A 20,912-nucleotide genomic window follows, 5' to 3' on the forward strand; every position below is an offset into this window, starting at 1 on the left:
ATGGCAACACCGCGCAGCCATCAGCAGCTCCTCAACCTGCTTCAGTTCGTCCGCGTCGTCGAAGCGGGCTCCTTTGCAGAAGCCGCCCGCCGCGCCGGAACGTCGACCTCGGCGATGTCGAAGGCGATTGCGCGGTTCGAGCAGATGCGGGGCGTGAAGCTTCTTCATCGCACCACGCATGCGATCTCATTGACGCATGACGGCGAACGCCTGCTGGAGAGCGCGCGTGATCTGTTGCGGCAGGCCGAGCAACTCGACGTGATGCTGGACGAAGCCACGGGCGGCGAAGCCGGACGCGTGCGCCTCGCAGCTCCGGGCGCTTTCCTCAGGGCGTGCATCGCGCCGAAGCTGCCCGCCATTCTAAAGGCCAATCCGGCGCTCGAGCTCGAACTGAAGGTAGACGATTTCGGCCTCGATCTGGGAACCGAAGGAATCGACATCGCTATTCGCTTCGGCTCGCTCGATCGCCACCCGGGCGTCACCGCGAAGCGGCTCGCGACGTTCCCCTGGGTGCTGGTTGCGACCCGCCGCTATGTCGAGGTCATGGGAGAACCGCGCTCGGTGCGAGACCTCAAGGCGCATCATCAGATTGGTTTTCGCGATCCGGCAACGGGACAGCTCATGCCGTGGCAGTTTCAGGATCCGTCGGACGGCGCGCTGATCAGGATGTTGCCGCGAAAGCGCGTGGTCGTCGAGGACATGTCGGTGGCGTGGGCGATGGTCTCGCGCGGCCTCGGAATAGCCTGGCTTCCGGCATGGTGCGGCCTGAAGGATCTCGAAGGCGGACGCATTGTGGAGTTGTTGCGTCCCTGGCGGGTGCCGAATACGCCGATCCACGCCGTCCAAGTCAGCCGCAAACAGATGCCGACGCGAATCCGCAGTCTGTTGCGGGTTCTCTCCGACAGTGCATCCACTTGGGACTATCACGGATAAATCCGCGGCATCACTTTCGCCGGCTGAGCCGGGCTCTCAGGCGGTGCCGGTCTTCTTCGCCGTCAGTGCCTGGTCGATCGCAAAGCCGCCGATCTCGCTCATCGCCTGCGAGATCACGTCGCCGCGTCTGGCAAAGCCGCTGGAGAGATAATCGAACTGCGTCCGCGCCAGCCGCAAGACCTCGATCGGCACGGAGACCAATGTCTCGTTGAAGCTGTCGACGGAGGCGCGCAAGCTGTCCAGCTCGGCTGTGAGCTTGCCGATGTGGCTCTCGGCATTCTGCATCAGGCCGATCAGCTTGCCGCGCTCGGCATCGAAGGCGGCACGCTCGGCTGCGGCTGCCGCGGTGACCTCGGCAAGCTGCGCCCGCAGCCCCTTGATCTGGCCGACCATGGCATCGGAGGCGAGCTCGGCGGCCTCGCGCAGCTCGGCGTTGCGCGTGCTCTCGACCTGCTGCTCGTGATAGAGCCGCTCGGCCGACATCGCCCGCTGCGCCAGCGACTCGATCAGGCTTGCGGCACGCAGCAGCACTTCGCCGTTCCGCCCCGACACCATGCTGGCCATCCGCCGCAGGAAGTCGATGGTTTCAGACGATGAGTTCGGCGGCAGGGGGATGACCGTCGCGGACATGTGTGATGCTGAGCCAGGACTTGGTGACCGCCGCCGTACCGACTGGGCGCACGCAACATTCGGCGCCTGATCGTAAGCTCGGAGCAAGCCTGAATCGGCGGGCCCGGTCAACCGGGCGGGGACACCAAATCTAAGGTCAGACGTCCTTCTGCCGCCCGATTCGCCCCAGATGGGTGAAGCCGAACCCGGCCGAATATTTCAGGCCATAGCCGAGTGCCCGGTCGATGCCGATATGGGCGAGCCAGATCAAGGCGATGGACAGGGTGAGCGGTGAGGTGAGGCCAAAACCCAATGTCAGCAGCGTCACCGGCGCCATGTAGCTGTGGGCAGCGTTATAGACGATCCCGCCGGAGCGCGCGTCGGCGAGGTATGCGAGGAAGCTGAGATCGGGGACGAAGAACAGCAGGGCAAACACCAGCCAGGAGCCGTCCCAGGCCCAGTAGAGCATCACCATGCCTGCGAACAGGGTCAGGCCCTCCAGGCGAAGCAGGATATTGACGCCGCCCGTCGCAGCTCCTGTTTCGGTAGCTCGGTCGTCCATCTTCGTCTCCCAGGCAAAACTTTGTAATTCCTTGCGCTTTCACGCTGCTTCAGGGCAGCCCTGCGACGCCGAAAGCCGCTTCCCGGTCCGCAAAACGCCGTGTTAGAACCCCCGCCAAGCATGTCCTAGTTAAGAACTGGCGGGAGCAAATGAAACACATCCTGGACGCCCTTGAAGATCGTCGTGCCGGCGCAAAGCTCGGCGGCGGGGAGAAGCGCATCGAGGCGCAGCACGCCCGCGGCAAGCTGACCGCGCGCGAGCGCATCGAGCTCTTGCTCGACAAGGGATCGTTCGAGGAATTCGACATGTTCGTCGAGCACCGCTCCACCGAGTTCGGCATGGAGAAGACCAAGGTGCCCGGCGACGGTGTCGTCACCGGCTGGGGCACCGTCAACGGCCGCAAGACGTTTGTGTTCGCCAAGGATTTTACCGTCTTCGGCGGCTCGCTGTCCGAGACCCACGCGCTGAAGATCACCAAGCTGCAGGACATGGCGATGAAGGCGAGGGCGCCCATCATCGGCCTCTATGACGCGGGCGGCGCCCGCATCCAGGAAGGCGTCGCCGCGCTCGCCGGCTATTCCTACGTGTTTCGCCGCAACGTGCTCGCCTCGGGCGTGATCCCGCAGATCTCCGTCATCATGGGCCCCTGCGCCGGCGGCGACGTCTATTCGCCGGCGATGACCGACTTCATCTTCATGGTGAAGAACACCAGCTACATGTTCGTCACCGGCCCCGACGTGGTGAAGACCGTGACCAACGAGGTGGTCACCGCGGAAGAGCTCGGCGGCGCCTCGGTGCACGCCACGCGCTCCTCGATCGCCGACGGCGCCTTCGAGAACGACGTCGAGACGCTCCTGCAGATGCGGCGCCTGATCGACTTCCTGCCCTCCAACAACACCGACGGCGTGCCGGAATGGCCGAGCTTCGACGACATCGGCCGGGTCGACATGTCGCTCGACACGCTGGTCCCCGACAATCCGAACAAGCCCTACGACATGAAGGAGCTTATCCTGAAGGTCGTGGACGAGGGCGATTTCTTCGAGATCGCGGATGCCTTCGCCAAGAACATCGTCACCGGCTTCGGCCGCATCGCGGGGCGCACCGTCGGCTTCGTCGCCAACCAGCCGATGGTGCTGGCGGGCGTGCTCGACAGCGACGCGTCGCGCAAAGCGGCGCGCTTCGTTCGGTTCTGCGATGCTTTCAACATCCCGATCGTCACCTTCGTCGACGTGCCGGGCTTCCTGCCGGGCACCGCGCAGGAATATGGCGGCCTGATCAAGCACGGCGCAAAGCTGTTGTTCGCCTATTCGCAGTGCACGGTGCCGCTCGTCACCATCATCACCCGCAAGGCCTATGGCGGCGCCTTCGACGTCATGGCCTCCAAGGAGATCGGCGCCGACATGAACTATGCCTGGCCGACCGCCCAGATCGCGGTGATGGGCGCCAAGGGCGCGGTCGAGATCATCTTCCGCAGCGACATCGGCGACCCCGACAAGATCGCCGCCCGCACCAAGGAATACGAAGACCGCTTCCTGTCCCCCTTCATCGCCGCCGAGCGCGGCTATATCGACGACGTCATCATGCCGCACTCGACGCGGAAGCGGATCGCACGGGCGCTGTCGATGCTGAAGGACAAGAAGGTGGAGACGCCGGCGAAGAAGCACGACAATTTGCCGTTGTGAACGCACGTAGCCCGGATGAGCGCAGCGACATCCGGGTCTTTGCCTAGGTCCCGCATGTCGCTGCGCTCATGCGGGCTACTCATTCTTTTGAATTGGCATGACCGAAGACGATCCGACCGACCAAATTTCCGACATCGAAGACCGGATCGAGCGGCTCGCCGAGATCGCCGAGCGGTGCCGGAAGTACATCCTGGCGTCCAAGATCGCCATCGGCGGTGGTGCCGCGCTGCTATTGATCACGATCCTTGGCCTGCTCGGGATGGGGCAGACCGCCGCGCTCGGGTCGATAGCGCTGGTGCTCGGCGGAATTGTTTCACTGGGCTCGAACGTCAGCACGTTGCGGCAGACCGAGAGTGCTATCGGCGCTGCGGAGGCGCGTCGCGCGGCGTTGATCGGCACGATCGACCTTCGCCTGGTCGCCGATGCCCCAATGAAGCTGGTGTGACGCGGCGAGCGGTCGAACGTTTCACGCGGCGGCTCTGTGCGTCAGCACGGACAACTCCGCGCGGCATTCGGCCGCGAACGCCTGAAGTTGCACTGCGGTCTGCCGGTCGAGGATGGCTTTGGCCAGCCGCTCGGCGCGGGCGATCTGTTGCTTGAGATATTCGATGCGGGCCATGGGGCACCTTGGAAATTGCATGATTTCAGTGGTGGCGATTGTACGCCGGGCTCTGGGGTCGATAATGTGAGGCGCATCACGCTCCGCGCGCTCTATCCGCCGCGGCGAAATGCGCCATCTGGTCCGCGTGCGCCTTTATGAATGCCGGGCGGGCCGTGGCGCGCGCGACGTAGGCGCGACAGGCAGGACTGTCCGCCAGCCCGTCGAATTGGCCGACGACGCGCAGCACATCCGACATCAGGATGTCGGCGACGGAAAAGGAGCCCGCCAGCCATTCGCGGCCGGCCAGCGCCGGCTCGAGATGCTTCAGGCGGAGCTTGAGGAAGTCGTCCACGAATTTCCATGCCGGCGTGTCGGTCGGATGTCCCATGAACTTCGACATTGCCCAGGGCAGGCTGGCCATCTCCACCGAATTGAGCGCGGCGAACACCCATTCCGTCGCCTCGCTGCGACCGCGCGGGTCGGTCGGCATCAGTTTCGCACTGCGCACGCCGAGATGCAGCAGGATCGCGCCGCTCTCGAAGATCGAAAGGTCGCCGTCGGTCAGCCACGGCACCTGGCCGAACGGCTGGTGCGCGAAATGCGCAGGCCCGCGATCGTCGAACGGCACGCCGGCGACACGATAGGGCAGCGCGGCTTCTTCCAGCGCCCAGCGCACGCGAAGGTCGCGCACGAAACCCCTGGGCATCTCGGGAACCCAATCGAACGTCGTCAGCGTGAGATCGGCCATTCTACATCTCCTTGTCCCGATTCAGAGCAGAGGACGAGCGAGGGACGTGCGTTCCGACATCGGGCCAGCTCTTTTTTGTCGTCGGCAATTTAAGCAGCCAGTCTGGCTTCAAACACAGGAGGAAACCCGATGCCATCAGCCTTCTTCGTCGTCCGCGCCACCGTCTCCGACGCCAGCAAGCGCGCCGCCTTCGACAGATGGTACGAGACGGAGCACATGCCCGACGCGGTGAAGGCATTTGGCGTCAACAATGCGTGGCGGTTCTGGAGCCTTGATGATCCCTCGCTGCACCAGGCGATGTATCGGTTCGATGACGAGGCCAAGCTCGCGGCGATGCTGAAAGGTGACGCGCTGCAAAAGCTCGTCGCCGATTTCAACCGCGACTGGCCCGACGTGAAGCGTACGCGCGAGACGCTGGTGCTGGCGCAGGAGTTTGTGAAGTAGCGAAGTCCTGTAGCCCGGATGGAGCGCAAGCGTAATCCGGGGCCTTCGCCCGAAGCACGAATCCCGGATTGCGCTGCGCTCCATCCGGGCTACGAATTCTCCATGTCGCTTCGCGTGTGAATGCGAACCCACGATTCAGCCTTGGTTGATTCAGCCTTGGTTCATGTCGCGAGCGCGACACTTCCTCTGCATCACTTGCTCGGTAGCCTAGAGGATATGTCATGGAGCGTCGGAACTTTTTGAAACTTGCATTGGGGGTGACGGCGGGCGCCGCCGTCTTCGCCGCGACGGCGCAGGCCGCGCCGCTGTCACCGCAGCCGGTCGGCGATCCCGCTCGCATGCCGCAGGGTAATCCCGACGCTCATCCAGCCGTCACCACCAGCGAGGAAGCCGGCAAGCTGACGCCCGAACAGGTTCACTGGCATGGCCGCCATCGCGGCTGGGGCCACCGTCATTGGCGCCGGCATCGCCGGCGCTGGCACCGCCGCCATCACTGGTAAGCTCGCGGCAAATCGCGAATCGGACGGGGATCGCCGCTGGCGGTCCCCGTTTCGATTCTGGAAGCGCTCCGATTTCACGGTAAACGAATCGTCGGTAGCAACCCCAAAAAAAATGGCCGCGCAGGCTTTCGCCGCGCGGCCATTTTCGCAAATGGACGAGATCAGAACGGGCGGCAGCGGCCGGCGTACCAGCGGAAGCCATAGGGGCACACGCGCGCGCGGGGCACGACGACGACCGGAGGGGCGACCACTACGGGGGCGGGGCGCACCACGACCGCGCCGCGCATCGGGCGGCAATTTCCATAGGGACCGCGATAGAACCCTCGGCCGCAGCCCTCGGCGGCACTGGCCGCCTCGCTGAAACCGACGACCGCGCTGGCGAGCATGGCGGCAGCGAACAGGTATTTCATTTGATCTTCCTTCTCGTCCTTGGGGCAAGTCTTTGGGGGCGGCGCTTGTGGCGCACAATGAATCAAAAGACGCGATTCGACATGTCAAATCTTGCAACACATCGGCACGGCGCGATCCAAACCTGCCAATCATGACCTGAATGCGGCATGAACGTTCCCCGCATGTGGCCTTGGGCGACATGTCAGCGTTGCTAGCGACCGAGAAAGCCCAGCACCAGCTCCCTGTACTTCTCCGGCGCCTCCAGGAAGACGAGGTGGCCCGTGTCCGGGATCACCTCGGCCCGCGCATTCGGCATCTTGGTGACCAGCGTCTTCGCGAGTTCGGCGTTCTGCCCCATTTTTGCGCGCAGCGCCTCCGGCGCCAGCGGCCGGCCCGGCGCGTTGTGGTCGTCGGAGCCCATGACGAACAGCGTCGGCACGGTGATGAGCGGGATCTCATGCGCCACGGGCTCGCGATAGATCATCTGCCCGGAACTGACGAAGGCGCGCAGCCAGCGCGGATAATCGGGGCTGCCCTTGATGTTGAAACGCGCGTCGATGAACGGGGTGATTGCCTCGCCCGGCAGCTTGATCGCGTAATTGGTCTGGAGCTGCTTGCGATAGCCCTCGGCGGTGAGCCTGTCCTCGGTCTCGATCATCTTGTCCGTCGGCGTCGGCGGCACAACGAGGCGGTAGTCTTCGAGCCCGATCGGCGCGGTCAGCACCAGATGGGCAACGCGGTCGGGATAGGCGCGGGCAATGCGCACGCCGAGCATGCCGCCGAGCGAATGCGCGACGAACTCGGCCTTGTCGATATTGAGGTGATCGAGCAGCGCCATGGTGTTGCGCGCCAGATTGTCGAAGTGGAGCTCGCCGGCGGGCTTGGACGATTTGCCGAAACCGATCTGGTCCGGCACGACGACGCGAAAGCCGGCCTCGCCCAGCATCTTGATCACGGGCGCCCAATAGCTCGACGGGAAATTACGCCCGTGCAGCAGCACCACGGTGCGGCCGTTCGGCTGCGCGGGGGCCACGTCCATATAGGCCATGCTAAGCTGCTCGCCGTCGTTGACGAGGGGCAGGAGGTGCACGGGATAGGGATAGGCAAAGCCTTCGAGCGCGATGCCATAGGGTTCGCGCGGCGCGATCCCGGCTGCGTGGGATGCAAGCGGGATGCTCAAGAGGGCGGCAGCGAGTGCGGCCGAGAAGATGCGGTTCATGGAGGTCTCCGTCATGCCCGGGCTTGTCCCGGGCATCCACGTGGCAGCCGCAATAAAGACGTGGATCGCCGGGTCAAGCCCGGCTATGACGACGGTGAGTGTTCACACGCGATTGTGTGCCGTCACGCAGCTTGCGTGATCAATCCTTTCCGTTACCGAACAGCGCGGCAAACTGCTTCTCGCCGGTACGGGTGAAATTCACGACGCGGCTGCCAGGCGTGGCGTCGCGCGCCGCCCATTTCAGCTCGGCGAAGCGCTGCATCATGGCGGCCCCCAGCGTGCCCGCGAGGTGATGCCGCCGCTCGCTCCAGTCGAGGCAGGCCTTGCACACCGGGCGGCGCGGGTGGCTCAGCATATCGGGCGAGATCTGCAGATGTTTGGCGAGGAAACGCTCGCCCTCGACCGTCAGCTCGATGTCCTGCTTCTTCTGCCTGACCAGATTCCGCTCGCGCAGGGAATCGAGCATTTGCACGCCGAGATCCCCGGCGAGATGGTCGTAGCAGATCCGCGCGCGCCGCAATGCCGGATCCTTTGGCCCGGTGCGCACCCGCATGTGGCCGGTCCGCGCCGCAAGCCCCGCCAGACCTTCGAGCACGCCCGCGACGTCGTCGTCGGTGAGGCGATAGTAGCGGTGGCGGCCTTGCTTCTCCGGCTCGACCAGCCCGCCGGCTTCGAGCTTGGCCAGATGCGAGCTCGCCGTCTGCGGCGTGATGCCGGCCTCCTGCGCCAGCTCGCTCGCAGTCAGCGCGCGTCCGTTCATCAGCGCGGTGAGCATGTTGGCGCGGGCGGGGTCGCCGACCAGCGAAGCGACCATGGCGATGTCGGGTCCTGATTTCATGCTTCGATGGTAGCCGAAGCATTGCGGTCGGGCAAGGGCGTAGCGTCTCACCAAGTCGTCATTGCGACGAGCGAAGCCGTAGGGTGGGCAAAGGAGCGTAGCGACGTGCCGACCATTCGTCGTTGCCGACAAACGACGTGGGCACGCTTCGCTTTGCCCACCCTACGAGACTTCGCAAAACAAGGAGCCCATTATGTCCGTCACCGTCTTCATCCGCTACCAGCTCGACCCCTTCAAGCGCGCGCAGTTCGAGGAATATTCAAAGCGCTGGCTCACCATCATCCCGAAATGCGGTGGCGATCTGATCGGCTATTTCATGCCGCATGAGGGCACCAACAACATCGCGTCCGCGCTGATCACCTTCGAGAGTCTCGCCGCCTATGAAGCCTATCGCGCCCGGCTGCGGCAGGATGCCGAAGGCATGGCCAATTTCCATTTCGCCGAGGAACACAAATTCATCCTCGCCGAAGAGCGCACCTTCCTGCGCAAGGTGGTATTGTAGGCGAGACAGCATGATCCGGAAAAGTGCAACGCGGTTTTCCGAACATGATCATGGTCAAATAAGAGGAGACGCCCATGATCGCCGTGATTTTCGAGGTCTGGCCCAAGCCCGAACACCGCCAGGATTATTTCGACCTCGCTGCCGATTTGAAGCCATTGCTGCAAACCATCGACGGCTTCATCTCGGTCGAGCGTTTCGAGAGCCTGACCGAGAAGGGCAAGATCCTGTCGGTGTCGTTCTGGCGGGACGAGGCGGCAGTGCAGGCCTGGCGCAACACGATGGAGCACCGCCGCACCCAGGCCAAGGGCAGGGCGCAGATTTTCGCCGATTATCATCTGCGCATCGCCAGCGTGGTCAGGGACTACAGCATGAATGATCGCGAACAGGCGCCGAAGGACAGTCGCGCCGTGCACGACGCGCACTAGCGCGACCGCGTGAGCGCGCCTATGTCTGCGCGGCCAACAAGGGAGAAAAACATGCACGTGACAACCGCTGACAAGCGCGCGACCTTCAGGAAGATGCATGAGAGCGGGTGCTTCATCCTGCCCAATCCGGTCGACGTCGGCAGCGCCAAGGCGTTGCAGCATCTCGGTTTCAAGGCGATCGCCTCATCGAGCGCGGGCTTTGCATGGACCATCGGCAAGGCCGACAACCACGTCACGGTCGAGGACGTCTGTCAGCATCTGGCAGCATTGAGCTCGGCGGTCGATATTCCGGTGAACGCCGATTTCGAGGGCGGCTTTGCAGTCGAGCCGGACAGGGTCGCGGACAATGTCGAGCGCTGCGTGCGAACCGGCGTTGCCGGCCTGTCGATCGAGGATTCCACCGGCGACAAGGACAAGCCGATCTACGAGCGCACCCTCGCGGTCGAGCGCATCAAGGCCTCGCGCAAGGCGATCGGCGACAGCGGCACGCTGCTGGTCGGCCGCTGCGAAGCTTATTTGTGGGGCGTGACCGATCTCAAGCTGGTCATCGACCGGCTCACCGCTTACGCGGACGCCGGGGCCGATTGCCTTTATGCACCGGGCTTGAAGACCCGCGAGGACATCATTGCCGTGGTGAAGGCGGTGCATCCGAAACCATTCAACCTGCTGATCGGTGCGTCCGGCCTGTCGTTGCAGGAAGCCGCCGACCTCGGCGTACGCCGGATCAGCGTCGGTGGTTCGCTTGCCCGCGCCGCCTGGGGCGGCTTCATGCGCGCGGCGAAGGAGATGGCGGAGAAGGGCACATTCACCGAACTCGGCGGGGGCTACTCCGGCGGCGAGCTCAACAAGATGTTCAGCTAAACGAAGAGCGGCGGGACATCGTCCCGCCGCTCTTACGTCTCATTGCAAACTATTGCTTCGCGCCATCAGACGGCGTCTGCGCATCCGGCGCCGGCTTCGCAGCAGGCGTATCCGGAGCCGGGGCAGCCGGCCTGCTCGGCGCCGCACCCGTGGTCACGCCCGGGCCGGTGTTGGTGCGCGGCGTCACGTCGCGCATGCCGGAAGGCGCGGCCGGATTGGCGGACTGCGTCTGTGCCGTCTGCGAGGCCGGTGCGTTGCTGGCCTCATTGGTCGTGCTGGTATTGTTCAGGCCGTAGAACACGGCACCCAGCACCAGTGCGATCGCAACGGCGAACAACGCAACCTTGCCGCTGGAGGCGGGGCCTTCGCCAAGCTCGGGATCGGCCTGAAGGTCGGCATCCCGGCGCGCCGTGCGAAGATACTCATCGTCGGCGAGGTTCGGGCGGTACGGATCGTTGGGAAAACGGTCGTCAGCCATCGATTAGGTCTCCTCGGTTAAGACGCCTGGACAACCCGTGGATGCGAGATTCTGTTCCGCGCTCCCTATGCTTTCGTCGCATGTTGCTCTCATGCCGGGAATCGGGAACCTGTCTGGCAGGGAACTGGACGCGAGTTCCATGACGAAGGGAACAAGCCCAGGGGGAATAAGCTATGTGGAGCCTGCCGCCGACGGATAGCGTGCTGCATCTTCTGGGGCTCGTCGCCATCACGGCAGAGGGCATGACCGCGGCGCTGGCCGCCGGCCGGCGCAGCATGGATTATGTCGGCGTTTGTCTTCTCGCCTGCGTCACCGCGCTCGGCGGCGGCACGCTGCGCGATTTGTTTCTCGGTCACTATCCGCTGGTGTGGGTGGCCAATCCGATCTACCTCGCACTGCCGGGTGGTGCGGCGCTGCTGACGATCCTGATCGCGCGGCTGGTGCATCGGCTGCACCTCGCCTTCATCGTGCTCGATGCCATCGGCCTCGTTGTCTTCACCATGATCGGCTGCAATGTCGGCTGGCAGATGGATGCCTCGCTGCCGATCGTGATCGTCGCGGGCATGGTGACGGGCTGCGCCGGCGGCGTGTTGCGCGACGTGCTCTGCAACGACGTGCCGTTGTTGTTTCGCTCCGAGCTCTACGCCAGCGTCTCGGTGCTGACCGGCCTGTTCTATGCCACGGCGTTCGGCCTCAATCTCAATGCCGAGCTCTGGACGATCTTGACCTTCGTCCTCGGTCTCAGCTTCCGCCTGCTCGCGGTGCGCTACAGATGGGAGATGCCGAAATTCGTGTTCACCGGGGATGAGGAGAAATAGGGGTTCGTCTGCTCTCGGAGTTTGAGGTTCGCGCTCTCCACGGCGTCATGGCCGGGCTTGTCCCGGCCATCCACGGCTTTGCGCCGGCACCAAGAACGTGGATGCCCGAGACAAGCCCGGGCATGACGACCTCGGTGAATGCCGATGAGGCGAACTACGGCGCTTCTTCGCGCGCCTTCGCCACTTGCGCCGGCGTCACCAGCACGCCGGCATTGCCCCAGGAATTACGCATGTAGTTCGTCACCGCCGCGATCTCCTCATTGGACAGCTGCTTGGCATAGGCCGGCATCTCGCCGGTGTTGAGCGCGCGCGGGGTGGTCACGGTGTGGGCGCCGTCAAGGATGATGCGCAAGGTGGAGGATGGATTGATCGATTGCAGCAGCGCATTGCCGGGCAGCGGCGGATAGATGCGCGGTGCACCGCCGCCGTCGGCTTCATGGCAGGCGATGCAGAGTTTTGCATAGACGGCCTGACCGGCCTTCATCTCGGCGTCGTCAGGCGGCGTCACGATCGTCTCACGCCGTGCCGGCGGCAGGCTCTTCAAGTAGACCGCGATCGCGCGCACATCTTCATCGCTCATCTTCGAGGTCGAATTGACGACCACTTCCGCCATCGGTCCGCCGGCGTGGCTCCTGGCGTTGCGTCCGCTCTGCAGATACTCCGTGATATCAGCCTCGCTCCACGATTTCAGCCCGGTGCGGGTGGCGCCATCGAGGCGCGGGGCGAACCAGCCGCCGATCTCATTGCCGGATAGCGCCTGCGCGTCCCTGTCGGCGCCGAAATAATCTTCGGCGTGTGGCAGGCGCCGCAATGACCGAGCCCGGTGACGAGATAGCCGCCTCTGTTCCAGGCCGCGCTTTTGCTCTGGTCCGGCTCGAACAGGCCGGGCTTGAAATACACAGCGTTCCAGACCCGGATCAAGCCGCGATAGCCGAACGGCCAGCGCAGCTCCGGCGGCTTGTTGCGGCTGGTGACGGGCGCCAGCGTGCCGAGATAGGCGCGGATCGCCAGCGTGTCGTCCTTCGTCATCTTCGTGAAGTAGGGGTAGGGGAAGGCCGGATAATAGTTCGAGCCGTCAGGCGCGATGCCATAGCGCAAGGCGCGGGTGAAATCGGAGTCTAGCCAGGCGCCGATCCCGGTGTCGCGGTCCGGGGTCAGGTTCGGTGCATAGATCGCGCCGAAGGGCGTGTCGATGCGCTTGCCGCCCGCGAACGGCTTGGCGGGATCGGCGGTGTGGCAACCCGCGCAATCGCCGGCCTCGACCAGCGTCTTGCCGTAGGCGATCAGCTCCGGCGACGGCTCGGCCGCGTGCGCCACGCTTGCAACCGCACTGCACAACGCCAAGCCCGCAACGGCCAGGCCAGCCAGAATCGTCCGCATCAAAGCCACTCCTGCGACCAATCGCCCGCATCCCCGCACGAGGCCGCGTCAATTCATTTCGCGGCGGCGGGGGTATGGTGACACAAATTGAAAATGCCCAGCGTGTTTCAGGCCACGAAATTGCGATTTTTACCCGGCGCTCCCTTTGGTCCAGATTTGTGATGCGGATCGTGAAATATCCGACATAGAGTGGCGGAGGTGGTCGGCGCGCCCTAGCTAAAAATAACGGGCAAGCAACGGCTTAAGCGGCAAGACCTGAACAGGGCGTTGGAAAGAGGACAGCATGGGCATCAACCAGGGTCTGATCAGTCTCGATCAAAAATACACCCAGGAAACCGGGCACGTCTTCACCACGGGCATCCAGGCTCTGGTCCGCTTGCCCATGGCCCAGATCCGGCGCGACCGCGCCAGCGGCCTCAACACCGCGGGCTTCATTTCAGGCTATCGCGGCTCGCCGCTCGGCGGCTACGACCAGCAGCTCTTTGCCGCCCGCAAGCATCTCGAAGCGTACAACATCAAGTTCCAGCCTGGCGTGAACGAGGATCTGGCGGCCACCGCCGTCTGGGGCTCGCAGCAGCTCAGCCTCTCGCCGGGCGCCAAATACGACGGCGTGGTCGGCATCTGGTACGGCAAGGGTCCCGGCGTCGACCGCTGCGGCGACGTGTTCCGCCACGGCAATGCCGCAGGCTCGGCCAAGAACGGCGGCGTGCTGTGCCTTGCCGGCGACGACCACGGCGCAAAATCCTCCACCGTCCCGCATCAGTCCGATCATGCCTTCATGTCGGCGCTAATGCCGTATCTGTATCCGTCGAGCATCCACGAGATGATCGAGATGGGCCTGCTCGGCATCGCAATGTCGCGCTATTCCGGCTGCTGGGTCGGCATGAAGGTGATCACGGAGACGGTGGAGACCACGGCCGAGATCGACCTCACCGACGAGATGAAGCCGTTCATCATCCCCAGCGATTTCGAGTTGCCGCCCGGCGGCCTCAATCTGCGCTGGCCCGACGACCGCTTCGACCAGGATCGCCGCCTGCAGGACTACAAGGGCTTTGCCGCCATCGCCTTTGCGCGCGCCAACAAGGTCAACCGGGTCACCATGGACTCGCCGAATGCCCGCTTCGGCATCATGGCCTCAGGCAAGAGCTACGAGGACGTCCGTCAGGCGCTGCGCGAGCTCGGGATTACCGAGGAGGTCGCCGCAAAGATCGGCCTTCGCCTCTACAAGATCGGCATGCCCTGGCCGCTGGAGCCGGAAGGCGTGCATGAATTCGCGGTCGGTCTAGAGGAGATATTCATCGTCGAGGAGCGCCGCGAGATCGTCGAGAACCAGGTCAAGCAGGTGCTGTTCAACTGGCGCGACGATGTTCGTCCGCGCATCGTCGGCAAGATGGACGAGCACGACAAGCGCTTCCTCACCTTTGCCGCCGAGCTCAGCGTCGCCTCGCTCGCGACCTCGCTCACCGAGCGGCTTCTAAGGCTTAATCTGAACCCCGAGATCGCGGAGATGCTCCGCGTCAAGGCCGATTGGTTCAACGGCCGTCAGGCGACCCAGATGCAGGCGGTCGCACCCGTTTCCCGCACCCCGTATTTCTGCTCCGGCTGTCCCCACAACACCTCCACAAAAGTCCCCGAAGGCAGCCGCGCGCTGGCCGGCATCGGTTGTCACTTCATGGCGCTGTGGATGGACCGTTCGACCGAGACCTTTACGCATATGGGCGGTGAGGGCGTGCCCTGGGTCGGCATCGCGCCGTTCACCAACGAGAACCACATCTTCGCGAACCTCGGCGACGGCACCTATTTCCACTCCGGGCTGCTTGCGATCCGCCAGGCGGTCGCCTCCAAGGCCAACATCACCTACAAGATCCTCTACAACGACGCGGTGGCCATGACCGGCGGCCAGCGCCATGACGGCGATCTCTCGCCGCAGCAGATTACGCATCAGCTCCACGCCGAAGGCATCCGCGAAATCTATCTGGTCTCGGAAACACCTGACGCCTATCCGGCCGACACCATCGCGCCCGGCGTGAAGCTGTATCATCGCGATGAACTGCAGAACGTCATGAAGATGTGCAGGGAACACAAGGGCACCTCGGCCATCGTCTTCGTGCAGACCTGCGCCGCCGAGAAGCGCCGCCGCCGCAAGCGCGGCCTGATGGAGGATCCGGCGCGCCGCGTCATGATCAACCCGGCGGTCTGCGAAGGTTGCGGCGACTGCTCGGTGCAGTCGAACTGCATCTCGGTCGAGCCGCTGGAGACCGAGTTCGGCCGCAAGCGCGCCATCAACCAGTCCTCCTGCAACAAGGATTATTCCTGCCTCAAGGGTTTTTGCCCGTCCTTCGTCACCGTGGATGGCGGCAAGCCGCGCCACCGCGCGCCTAGCGAGCTCGCTGATATCGGTGAGCTGCCCGAGCCGGCCTCGCGCCCGACGCTCGACAAGCCCTACAACATCGCGGTCGGTGGTGTCGGCGGCACCGGCGTTCTCACCATCGGCGCACTGCTCGGCATGGCCGCCCATATCGAGGGCAAGGCCTCGATGATCCTCGACATGTCGGGCCTCGCGCAAAAGGGCGGTGCTGTGCTCAGCCACGTCCGCCTGTCGGACCATCCGGCGGAAGTGACCTGCTCGCGCATCGTCACCGGCACGGCCGATCTCGTGCTCGCGGCAGATGAAGTGGTTGCGGTCGCCAAGGACACGATCTCGCTCTGTGACTCCAACCGTACCCACGGCATCATCAACAGTCATGTCATTCCGACCGCCGATTTCGTCCTCAACCGCGACTTCAACTTCCAGACCCGCAAGCTGAACGGGTTGCTGGAGACGGCGCTGCACAAGGACTCCGTCTTCTTCGATTTCACCAAGCCGGCCGAGCAGCTGCTCGGCGATGCCATCGCCACCAACATGATGATGATGGGCTATGCCTATCAGAAGGGACTGTTCCCGCTGTCGGCGGAGGCGATCGAGCAGGCGATCGAGGTCAACGGCGTCTCGATCAAGATGAACAAGGAGGCCTTCCGCCTCGGCCGGCTCGCGGTCGCCGATCCCCAGCGCCTTGCCGACATGCTGAAGGGAACGGACGAGGTGGTCGCTCCCAAGATGCTGGACGCGATGACGCTGGACGAGGTCATCGAGCACCGCGCCAAGCATCTGACCGCCTACCAGAACGGCCGCCTCGCCAAGCGTTACCGCAAGCTGGTCGATCAGGTCCGCGATGCCGCGGTGAAGGGCGGCTACGGCGAGGCGCTGCCGCGCGCGGTCGCGGTGAACTATGCCAAGCTGCTGGCCTACAAGGACGAATACGAAGTCGCGCGCCTCTACACCGACGGGGCCTTCGAGCAGCAGCTTCGCGACCAATTCGAGGGCGACTTCAAGTTCAACTTCAACCTCGCTCCGCCGATCTTGGCCTCGGGAGTCGACGCGCTCGGTCGCCCCAAGAAGCGCGCGTTCGGCCCGTGGATGCTGAACGTCTTCCGTGTGCTGGCAAAGTTCAAATTCCTGCGCGGCACCGCGCTCGACATCTTCGGACGCAGCGCCGACCGCAAGCTCGAACGCGATTTGATCGCCGGCTACGAGAAGGACGTCTCGACCGTGCTCGGCCTGTTGTCGCCCGTGACGATCGACACCGCCGTCGAACTGCTCTCACTGCCCGACCGCATCCGCGGCTACGGCCCGGTGAAGGAGAAGGCCGTCGCGGATGCCAAGACGCGCTACGCCCAGCTCGCGGCCGACCTCGCGAGCCCGCCGCCGGCTCCAAGGCAGATCGCGGCGGAGTAGGGAGGTCTCGTAGGGTGGGCAAAGGCGCAACGCGCCGTGCCCACCATTTCACCAGGATTGCACGAGAAGACGTGGGCACGCTTCGCTTTGCCCACCCTACGATTTCTGTTTCCGGAGGGGAGCAAGATGGAAGCAAAGCTCGGGCGAGATGCGCCGCGAGGATGCGGGGGTGTGTCTGCAAGATAGGTTTCGTCGCCATAAGCGCGTTTACGCGCGTCTTCGACGCACTATGGCTCTGCGCAGCAACGCTGAAGCGTTGCAGCGCGTCGGGGACACGAGAGCATCACCACTTGCCCCAATCCGCTGCCCTCTCGCCCGACGGAATATTTCCGCGCTTGCCAATCCGCCCACCGCGGTTCAGAAAAACGGGGCAATAAGAAACGCGAGCGGAGACCTCTGTTTTGACCATCAAGGGCAAGGCCTACATTGCCGGGATATACGAACACCCGACCCGGCATGCGCCGGACAAATCCACCGCGCAGCTCCACGCCGAGGTCGCCAAGGGCGCGATCGAGGATGCCGGGCTCTCCAAGGACGATGTCGACGGCTATTTCTGCGCAGGGGATGCGCCCGGCGGCGCCTGGCCGATGGTCGATTATCTCGGCCTGAACACCAAGAAGCTCCGCCACGTCGATTCCACCGAGACCGGCGGCTGTTCCTATATCATCCATCTCGGCCATGCCGCCGAGGCGATCGCGGCGGGCAAGTGCTCGATCGCGCTGATCACGCTGGCCGGCAAGCCGCGCACCGGCGTGATGCCGCCGCGCGCCGCCGGCGCCGAGGCCGATTTCGAGACTGCCTATGGCGCGACCACGCACAATGCCTACGGCATGTGTGCCATGCGCCATATGCACGACTACGGCACCACCTCCGAGCAGCTTGCCTGGATCAAGGTCGCGGCCTCGCATCACGCGCAATACAATCCGCATGCGATGCTGAAAGATGTCGTCACCGTCGAGGACGTGCTGAACTCGCCGATGATCTCCGATCCCCTGCATCGCATGGATTGCTGCGTCGTCTCCGACGGCGGCGGCGCGCTGATCGTGACGACGCCGGAGATCGCCAGGAGCCTGAAGAAGCCGCTGGTCAAGCTGATCGGCCATGGCGAGGCGATGAAGGGGCCGCGCGGCGGCAAGGATCTCGATCTCACGTACTCTGCCGGTATCTGGTCCGGCCCGCGTGCGTTCGAAGAAGCCGGCATCACGCCGAAGGACATCAAGTATGCCTCGATCTACGATAGCTTCACCATCACGGTGCTGATGCAGCTCGAAGACCTCGGCTTCTGCAAGAAGGGCGAGGGCGGCAAGTTCGTCGCCGACGGCAATCTGATCTCGGGCGTTGGCAAGCTGCCGTTCAACACCGACGGCGGCGGCCTCTGCAGCAACCATCCCGTCAATCGCGGCGGCATGACCAAGATCATCGAGGCCGTGCGGCAGCTGCGCGGCGAGGCGCATCCGAAGGTGCAGGTTAGGAATTGCGATCTCGCCATCGCCCACGGCACCGGCGGCCTCTTGGGCGTTCGCCACGCCGCCTCGACCGCCATTCTGGAGCGCGTGTGATGAGCGAGACGAAGAAATATCCGGCACCGGTCACGAACCCCGAGACCGCCGCGTTCTGGGACGCGGCCAAGCAGGGCAAGTTCATGATCAAGCGCTGCACCGCCTGCGGCGAAGCGCATTACTTCCCGCGCTCGATCTGCCCGTTCTGCTATTCCGACAAGACGGTGTGGGAAGAAGCGTCGGGCGAGGGCACGATCTACACCTGGAGCCTGATGCGGAAATCGCCGACCGGTCCTTACGCGATCGGCTACGTCACGCTGAAGGAGGGCCCGTCGGTGCAGACCAACTTCGTCGACTGCGATCTCACGACGCTGAAGATCGGCCAGAGGGTGAAGGTGGTGTTCAAGCCGACCGATGGCGCGCCGCTGCCGTTCTTCACGGTGGCCTAAGAGTCTTCCCTTCTCCCCTCATGTCCGCCGAAGCCTTGGCGAAGGCGGATGCGGGGGAAGGTGGCGCGAAGCGCCGGATGAGGGGTATCGCTCCGCAGAAAGACTTTCACTGCGGAGCCAACCCCTCACCCAAATGAGTTTGCCGCACCGTCTTCGCTGCCCTCTCCCACAAGGGGAGAGGGCTCATCAACTGGCGGTGCCGAAGACATTCGGGAGGAAACCAGAAAAATGTCCGCCAGATACGAAGAACTGAAATCCCTCAAAAACCTCGGCCAGAAATATGCCTACACCGACCGCGAGGTGATGCTCTACGCCTACGGCATCGGCCTGGGCGCCGATCCCATGGACGAGAACGAGCTTGCCTTCGTCAACGAGGGCACGTTGACGCCGCGGCCGCTGAAGGTGGTGCCGACATTCGCGTCCGTCGCGGCGTGGGGCTCGGGGCCGGGCGAGATGAATCTCAACCGCGTGATGGTGGTCGACGGCGAGCGCGACATCACCTTCCATCAGCCGCTGCCCGTCGCGGCGAACATCACCGCCGACTCCTCCGTCGTCGAGGTCTACGACAAGGGCAAGGACAAAGGCGTCGTCATCGCTCATCAGACCGTGCTGAAGAACGAGAAGGGCGAGAAGCTGGCAACGTTGGTCGCCTCGCGCTTCGCCCGCGGCGACGGCGGCTTTGGCGGGCCGAACCTGACCCAGCCCGATCCGCACAAGATCCCCTCGCGCAGCCCCGACAAGACCATCGACATCACCACGCGCCCCGACCAGGCGCTGGTCTATCGCCTCTGCGGCGACCGCAACCCGCTGCACTCAGACCCCGAGTTCGCCAAGAAGGCCGGCTTCCCGCGTCCGATCCTGCACGGCATGTGCACCTATGGCATCACCTGCCGCGGCGTGCTCCAGACCTATGCCGACTACGACGCCAGTGCGTTCCGCCAGCACGTCGCGCGGTTCTCCTCGCCGGTCTATCCCGGCGAGACCGTGACCATGGACCTCTGGAAGGACGGCAACGTGATCTCGTTCGAAGCCAAGGTGAAGGCGCGCGGGGTGACGGTGATCAAGAACGGCAAGACGGTGCTGGGTTGATCGGGCCGCTTGCGCGGCTCTGAGATACTTCGTCATGCCCGGGCTTGTCCCGGGCATCCACGTTCTTTCGCGCAGTTGGCGACACAAGTTCGTGGATGGCCGGGACGAGCCCGGCCATGACGGAGCAAGAAACAAAAACAGGGAGAGGCCACCATGGGACTACTCGACGGCAAGGTCGCGCTGATCACCGGCGCGGGCGGGGGCCTCGGTGAGGCCTACGCAAAGCTGTTCGCGCGGGAAGGGGCCTCGGTCGTCGTCAACGACCTCGGCGGGCCCCGCGACGGCTCCGGCGCCGACAAATCAATGGCGCAGCTTGTGGTGGACGCGATCACGGCCGAGGGCGGCAAGGCCGTCGCCAACGGCGCCGATATCTCCACCATGGAGGGCGGCCAGTCGGTGTTCGACGACGCCATCAAGCACTTCGGCCGCGCCGACATCCTGGTCAACAATGCCGGCATCCTGCGCGACCAGACCTTTGCCAAGGCCTCCGAATCCGACTGGGACAAGGTCATCAAGGTGCATCTCAAAGGCACCTTTTGTTGCACCATGCCGGTGTTTCGCTGGATGCGGGAAAACGGCGGCGGCGTCATCGTCAACACCTCCTCGACCTCAGGCCTGATCGGCAATTTCGGCCAGACCAACTATGGCGCAGCCAAGGGCGGCATCTGGGGCCTCTCCAACGTGCTGGCGATCGAAGGCCGCAAATACAACATCCGGATCTGGACGCTGGCGCCGGGCGCGCTGACCCGCATGACCGCAGACCTGCCCCGCTATAAGGAGAACCCGGGCGCGGCGCTGGGGCCGGACGGCATCGCGCCGGCCGTGCTATACATGGTCAGCGATTTGTCGGGCGACCAAACCGGCAAGGTGCTGGGCGTGTCCGGGCCCCGCGGCGTGCGCGAGATGCGGATGATGGAGATGGAAGGCTGGAAACCGCCGCACACGGGCTGGAAGGCCCAGGACGTCGTTGAGCATGCCAAGGAGATCTTCTTCTCCGAGGAGCAGATCAAGATGGGGGCGCGGCGGTTCTGATTCACTGTCGTTCCGGGGCGCGCGTAGCGTGAACCCGGAACCTCGAGATTCCCAGGTGCGCAATTGCGCACCAGAGTT

Annotated in this window: 22 protein-coding genes and 1 pseudogene; 14 read left to right on the forward strand and 9 right to left on the reverse strand. The window is 64.3% G+C overall.

Going from position 1 to position 20,912, the window contains the following annotated elements:
* Nucleotides 1–933 (forward strand): LysR family transcriptional regulator, encoded by a 933-nt coding sequence (locus tag IVA81_RS09350; RefSeq protein WP_247314942.1) that lies wholly within the window; start codon nt 1–3, stop codon nt 931–933.
* Between the two features lie 36 nt (nt 934–969).
* Here the strand turns inward: IVA81_RS09350 and IVA81_RS09355 are convergent, their stop codons facing one another.
* Nucleotides 970–1,563 (reverse strand): hypothetical protein, encoded by a 594-nt coding sequence (locus tag IVA81_RS09355; RefSeq protein WP_247314944.1) that lies wholly within the window; start codon nt 1,561–1,563, stop codon nt 970–972.
* Nucleotides 1,564–1,699: 136 nt separating this feature from the next.
* A complete protein-coding gene (locus IVA81_RS09360; RefSeq protein WP_247314946.1) occupies nt 1,700–2,104 on the reverse strand; it encodes a DUF4260 domain-containing protein in 405 nt (134 codons plus the stop codon).
* Between the two features lie 149 nt (nt 2,105–2,253).
* On the opposite strand from IVA81_RS09360, the gene IVA81_RS09365 reads away from it, so the two are divergent.
* Both IVA81_RS09365 and IVA81_RS09370 read left to right on the forward strand, forming a co-directional pair.
* Nucleotides 2,254–3,786 (forward strand): acyl-CoA carboxylase subunit beta, encoded by a 1,533-nt coding sequence (locus tag IVA81_RS09365; protein WP_247314948.1) that lies wholly within the window; start codon nt 2,254–2,256, stop codon nt 3,784–3,786.
* Nucleotides 3,787–3,883: 97 nt separating this feature from the next.
* The gene (locus IVA81_RS09370) at nt 3,884–4,231 is read left to right on the forward strand and encodes a CsgG/HfaB family protein (RefSeq protein ID WP_247314949.1); all 348 of its coding nucleotides are present in this window, start codon (nt 3,884–3,886) and stop codon (nt 4,229–4,231) included.
* Nucleotides 4,232–4,252: 21 nt separating this feature from the next.
* Here IVA81_RS09370 and IVA81_RS09375 read toward each other — a convergent pair whose 3' ends face one another.
* Complete coding sequence (locus tag IVA81_RS09375) at nt 4,253–4,405, reverse strand: hypothetical protein (RefSeq protein WP_247314951.1); 153 nt, start codon at nt 4,403–4,405, stop codon at nt 4,253–4,255.
* A 76-nt stretch (nt 4,406–4,481) separates the two neighbouring features.
* Complete coding sequence (locus tag IVA81_RS09380) at nt 4,482–5,135, reverse strand: glutathione S-transferase family protein (protein WP_247314953.1); 654 nt, start codon at nt 5,133–5,135, stop codon at nt 4,482–4,484.
* 129 nt (nt 5,136–5,264) lie between these two features.
* Between IVA81_RS09380 and IVA81_RS09385 the strand changes: the two genes are divergently transcribed.
* A complete protein-coding gene (locus IVA81_RS09385; RefSeq protein ID WP_247314955.1) occupies nt 5,265–5,579 on the forward strand; it encodes a hypothetical protein in 315 nt (104 codons plus the stop codon).
* A 221-nt stretch (nt 5,580–5,800) separates the two neighbouring features.
* Nucleotides 5,801–6,079 (forward strand): twin-arginine translocation signal domain-containing protein, encoded by a 279-nt coding sequence (locus IVA81_RS09390; RefSeq protein ID WP_247314957.1) that lies wholly within the window; start codon nt 5,801–5,803, stop codon nt 6,077–6,079.
* A 161-nt stretch (nt 6,080–6,240) separates the two neighbouring features.
* On the opposite strand, the gene IVA81_RS09395 is transcribed toward IVA81_RS09390, so the two are convergent.
* The 3 genes from IVA81_RS09395 to IVA81_RS09405 all read right to left on the reverse strand — a co-directional run bounded on the left by IVA81_RS09395 (nt 6,241) and on the right by IVA81_RS09405 (nt 8,526).
* Entirely contained in the window at nt 6,241–6,489 is a 249-nt protein-coding gene (locus IVA81_RS09395) for a hypothetical protein (RefSeq protein WP_247008038.1), read from the reverse strand.
* A 191-nt stretch (nt 6,490–6,680) separates the two neighbouring features.
* Nucleotides 6,681–7,688: an alpha/beta hydrolase gene (locus tag IVA81_RS09400; protein ID WP_247314959.1), complete on the reverse strand. Its 1,008-nt coding sequence runs from the start codon at nt 7,686–7,688 to the stop codon at nt 6,681–6,683.
* A gap of 139 nt (nt 7,689–7,827) precedes the next feature.
* On the reverse strand, nt 7,828–8,526 hold the full coding sequence (locus IVA81_RS09405) for a winged helix-turn-helix domain-containing protein (protein ID WP_247314960.1): 699 nt from the start codon (nt 8,524–8,526) through the stop codon (nt 7,828–7,830).
* A 193-nt stretch (nt 8,527–8,719) separates the two neighbouring features.
* On the opposite strand from IVA81_RS09405, the gene IVA81_RS09410 reads away from it, so the two are divergent.
* The 3 genes from IVA81_RS09410 (at nt 8,720) to IVA81_RS09420 (ending at nt 10,314) form a co-directional block, all read left to right on the forward strand.
* A complete protein-coding gene (locus tag IVA81_RS09410) occupies nt 8,720–9,028 on the forward strand; it encodes an NIPSNAP family protein (RefSeq protein ID WP_247314962.1) in 309 nt (102 codons plus the stop codon).
* Nucleotides 9,029–9,102: 74 nt separating this feature from the next.
* Entirely contained in the window at nt 9,103–9,453 is a 351-nt protein-coding gene (locus IVA81_RS09415) for an antibiotic biosynthesis monooxygenase (protein WP_247314964.1), read from the forward strand.
* A gap of 51 nt (nt 9,454–9,504) precedes the next feature.
* A complete protein-coding gene (locus IVA81_RS09420; RefSeq protein ID WP_247314971.1) occupies nt 9,505–10,314 on the forward strand; it encodes an isocitrate lyase/phosphoenolpyruvate mutase family protein in 810 nt (269 codons plus the stop codon).
* Nucleotides 10,315–10,363: 49 nt separating this feature from the next.
* Here the strand turns inward: IVA81_RS09420 and IVA81_RS09425 are convergent, their stop codons facing one another.
* On the reverse strand, nt 10,364–10,792 hold the full coding sequence (locus tag IVA81_RS09425) for a hypothetical protein (protein WP_247314973.1): 429 nt from the start codon (nt 10,790–10,792) through the stop codon (nt 10,364–10,366).
* 173 nt (nt 10,793–10,965) lie between these two features.
* On the opposite strand from IVA81_RS09425, the gene IVA81_RS09430 reads away from it, so the two are divergent.
* Nucleotides 10,966–11,610, forward strand: coding sequence for a trimeric intracellular cation channel family protein (locus tag IVA81_RS09430; RefSeq protein WP_247314975.1), 645 nt, complete (start codon nt 10,966–10,968; stop codon nt 11,608–11,610).
* Nucleotides 11,611–11,764: 154 nt separating this feature from the next.
* On the opposite strand, the pseudogene IVA81_RS09435 reads toward IVA81_RS09430, so the two are convergent.
* A pseudogene (locus IVA81_RS09435) lies at nt 11,765–12,990 on the reverse strand (cytochrome c).
* Between the two features lie 283 nt (nt 12,991–13,273).
* On the opposite strand from IVA81_RS09435, the gene IVA81_RS09440 reads away from it, so the two are divergent.
* From IVA81_RS09440 to IVA81_RS09460, 5 genes are all read left to right on the forward strand, one after another.
* On the forward strand, nt 13,274–16,765 hold the full coding sequence (locus IVA81_RS09440) for an indolepyruvate ferredoxin oxidoreductase family protein (protein WP_247314977.1): 3,492 nt from the start codon (nt 13,274–13,276) through the stop codon (nt 16,763–16,765).
* Nucleotides 16,766–17,166: 401 nt separating this feature from the next.
* Nucleotides 17,167–18,324: a thiolase domain-containing protein gene (locus IVA81_RS09445; protein ID WP_247314979.1), complete on the forward strand. Its 1,158-nt coding sequence runs from the start codon at nt 17,167–17,169 to the stop codon at nt 18,322–18,324.
* Nucleotides 18,324–18,713: an OB-fold domain-containing protein gene (locus IVA81_RS09450; protein WP_247314989.1), complete on the forward strand. Its 390-nt coding sequence runs from the start codon at nt 18,324–18,326 to the stop codon at nt 18,711–18,713. Before IVA81_RS09445 ends, IVA81_RS09450 begins: the two co-directional genes overlap by 1 nt.
* Before the next feature lie 228 nt (nt 18,714–18,941).
* Nucleotides 18,942–19,802, forward strand: coding sequence for a MaoC family dehydratase (locus IVA81_RS09455; protein ID WP_247314991.1), 861 nt, complete (start codon nt 18,942–18,944; stop codon nt 19,800–19,802).
* A 153-nt stretch (nt 19,803–19,955) separates the two neighbouring features.
* A complete protein-coding gene (locus IVA81_RS09460) occupies nt 19,956–20,834 on the forward strand; it encodes an SDR family oxidoreductase (RefSeq protein WP_247315010.1) in 879 nt (292 codons plus the stop codon).
* Nucleotides 20,835–20,912: the final 78 nt, after the last annotated feature.

The sequence above is a fragment of the Bradyrhizobium sp. 141 genome (genome assembly GCF_023074055.1).
In the GTDB taxonomy this organism is placed as follows: Bacteria; Pseudomonadota; Alphaproteobacteria; order Rhizobiales; family Xanthobacteraceae; genus Bradyrhizobium.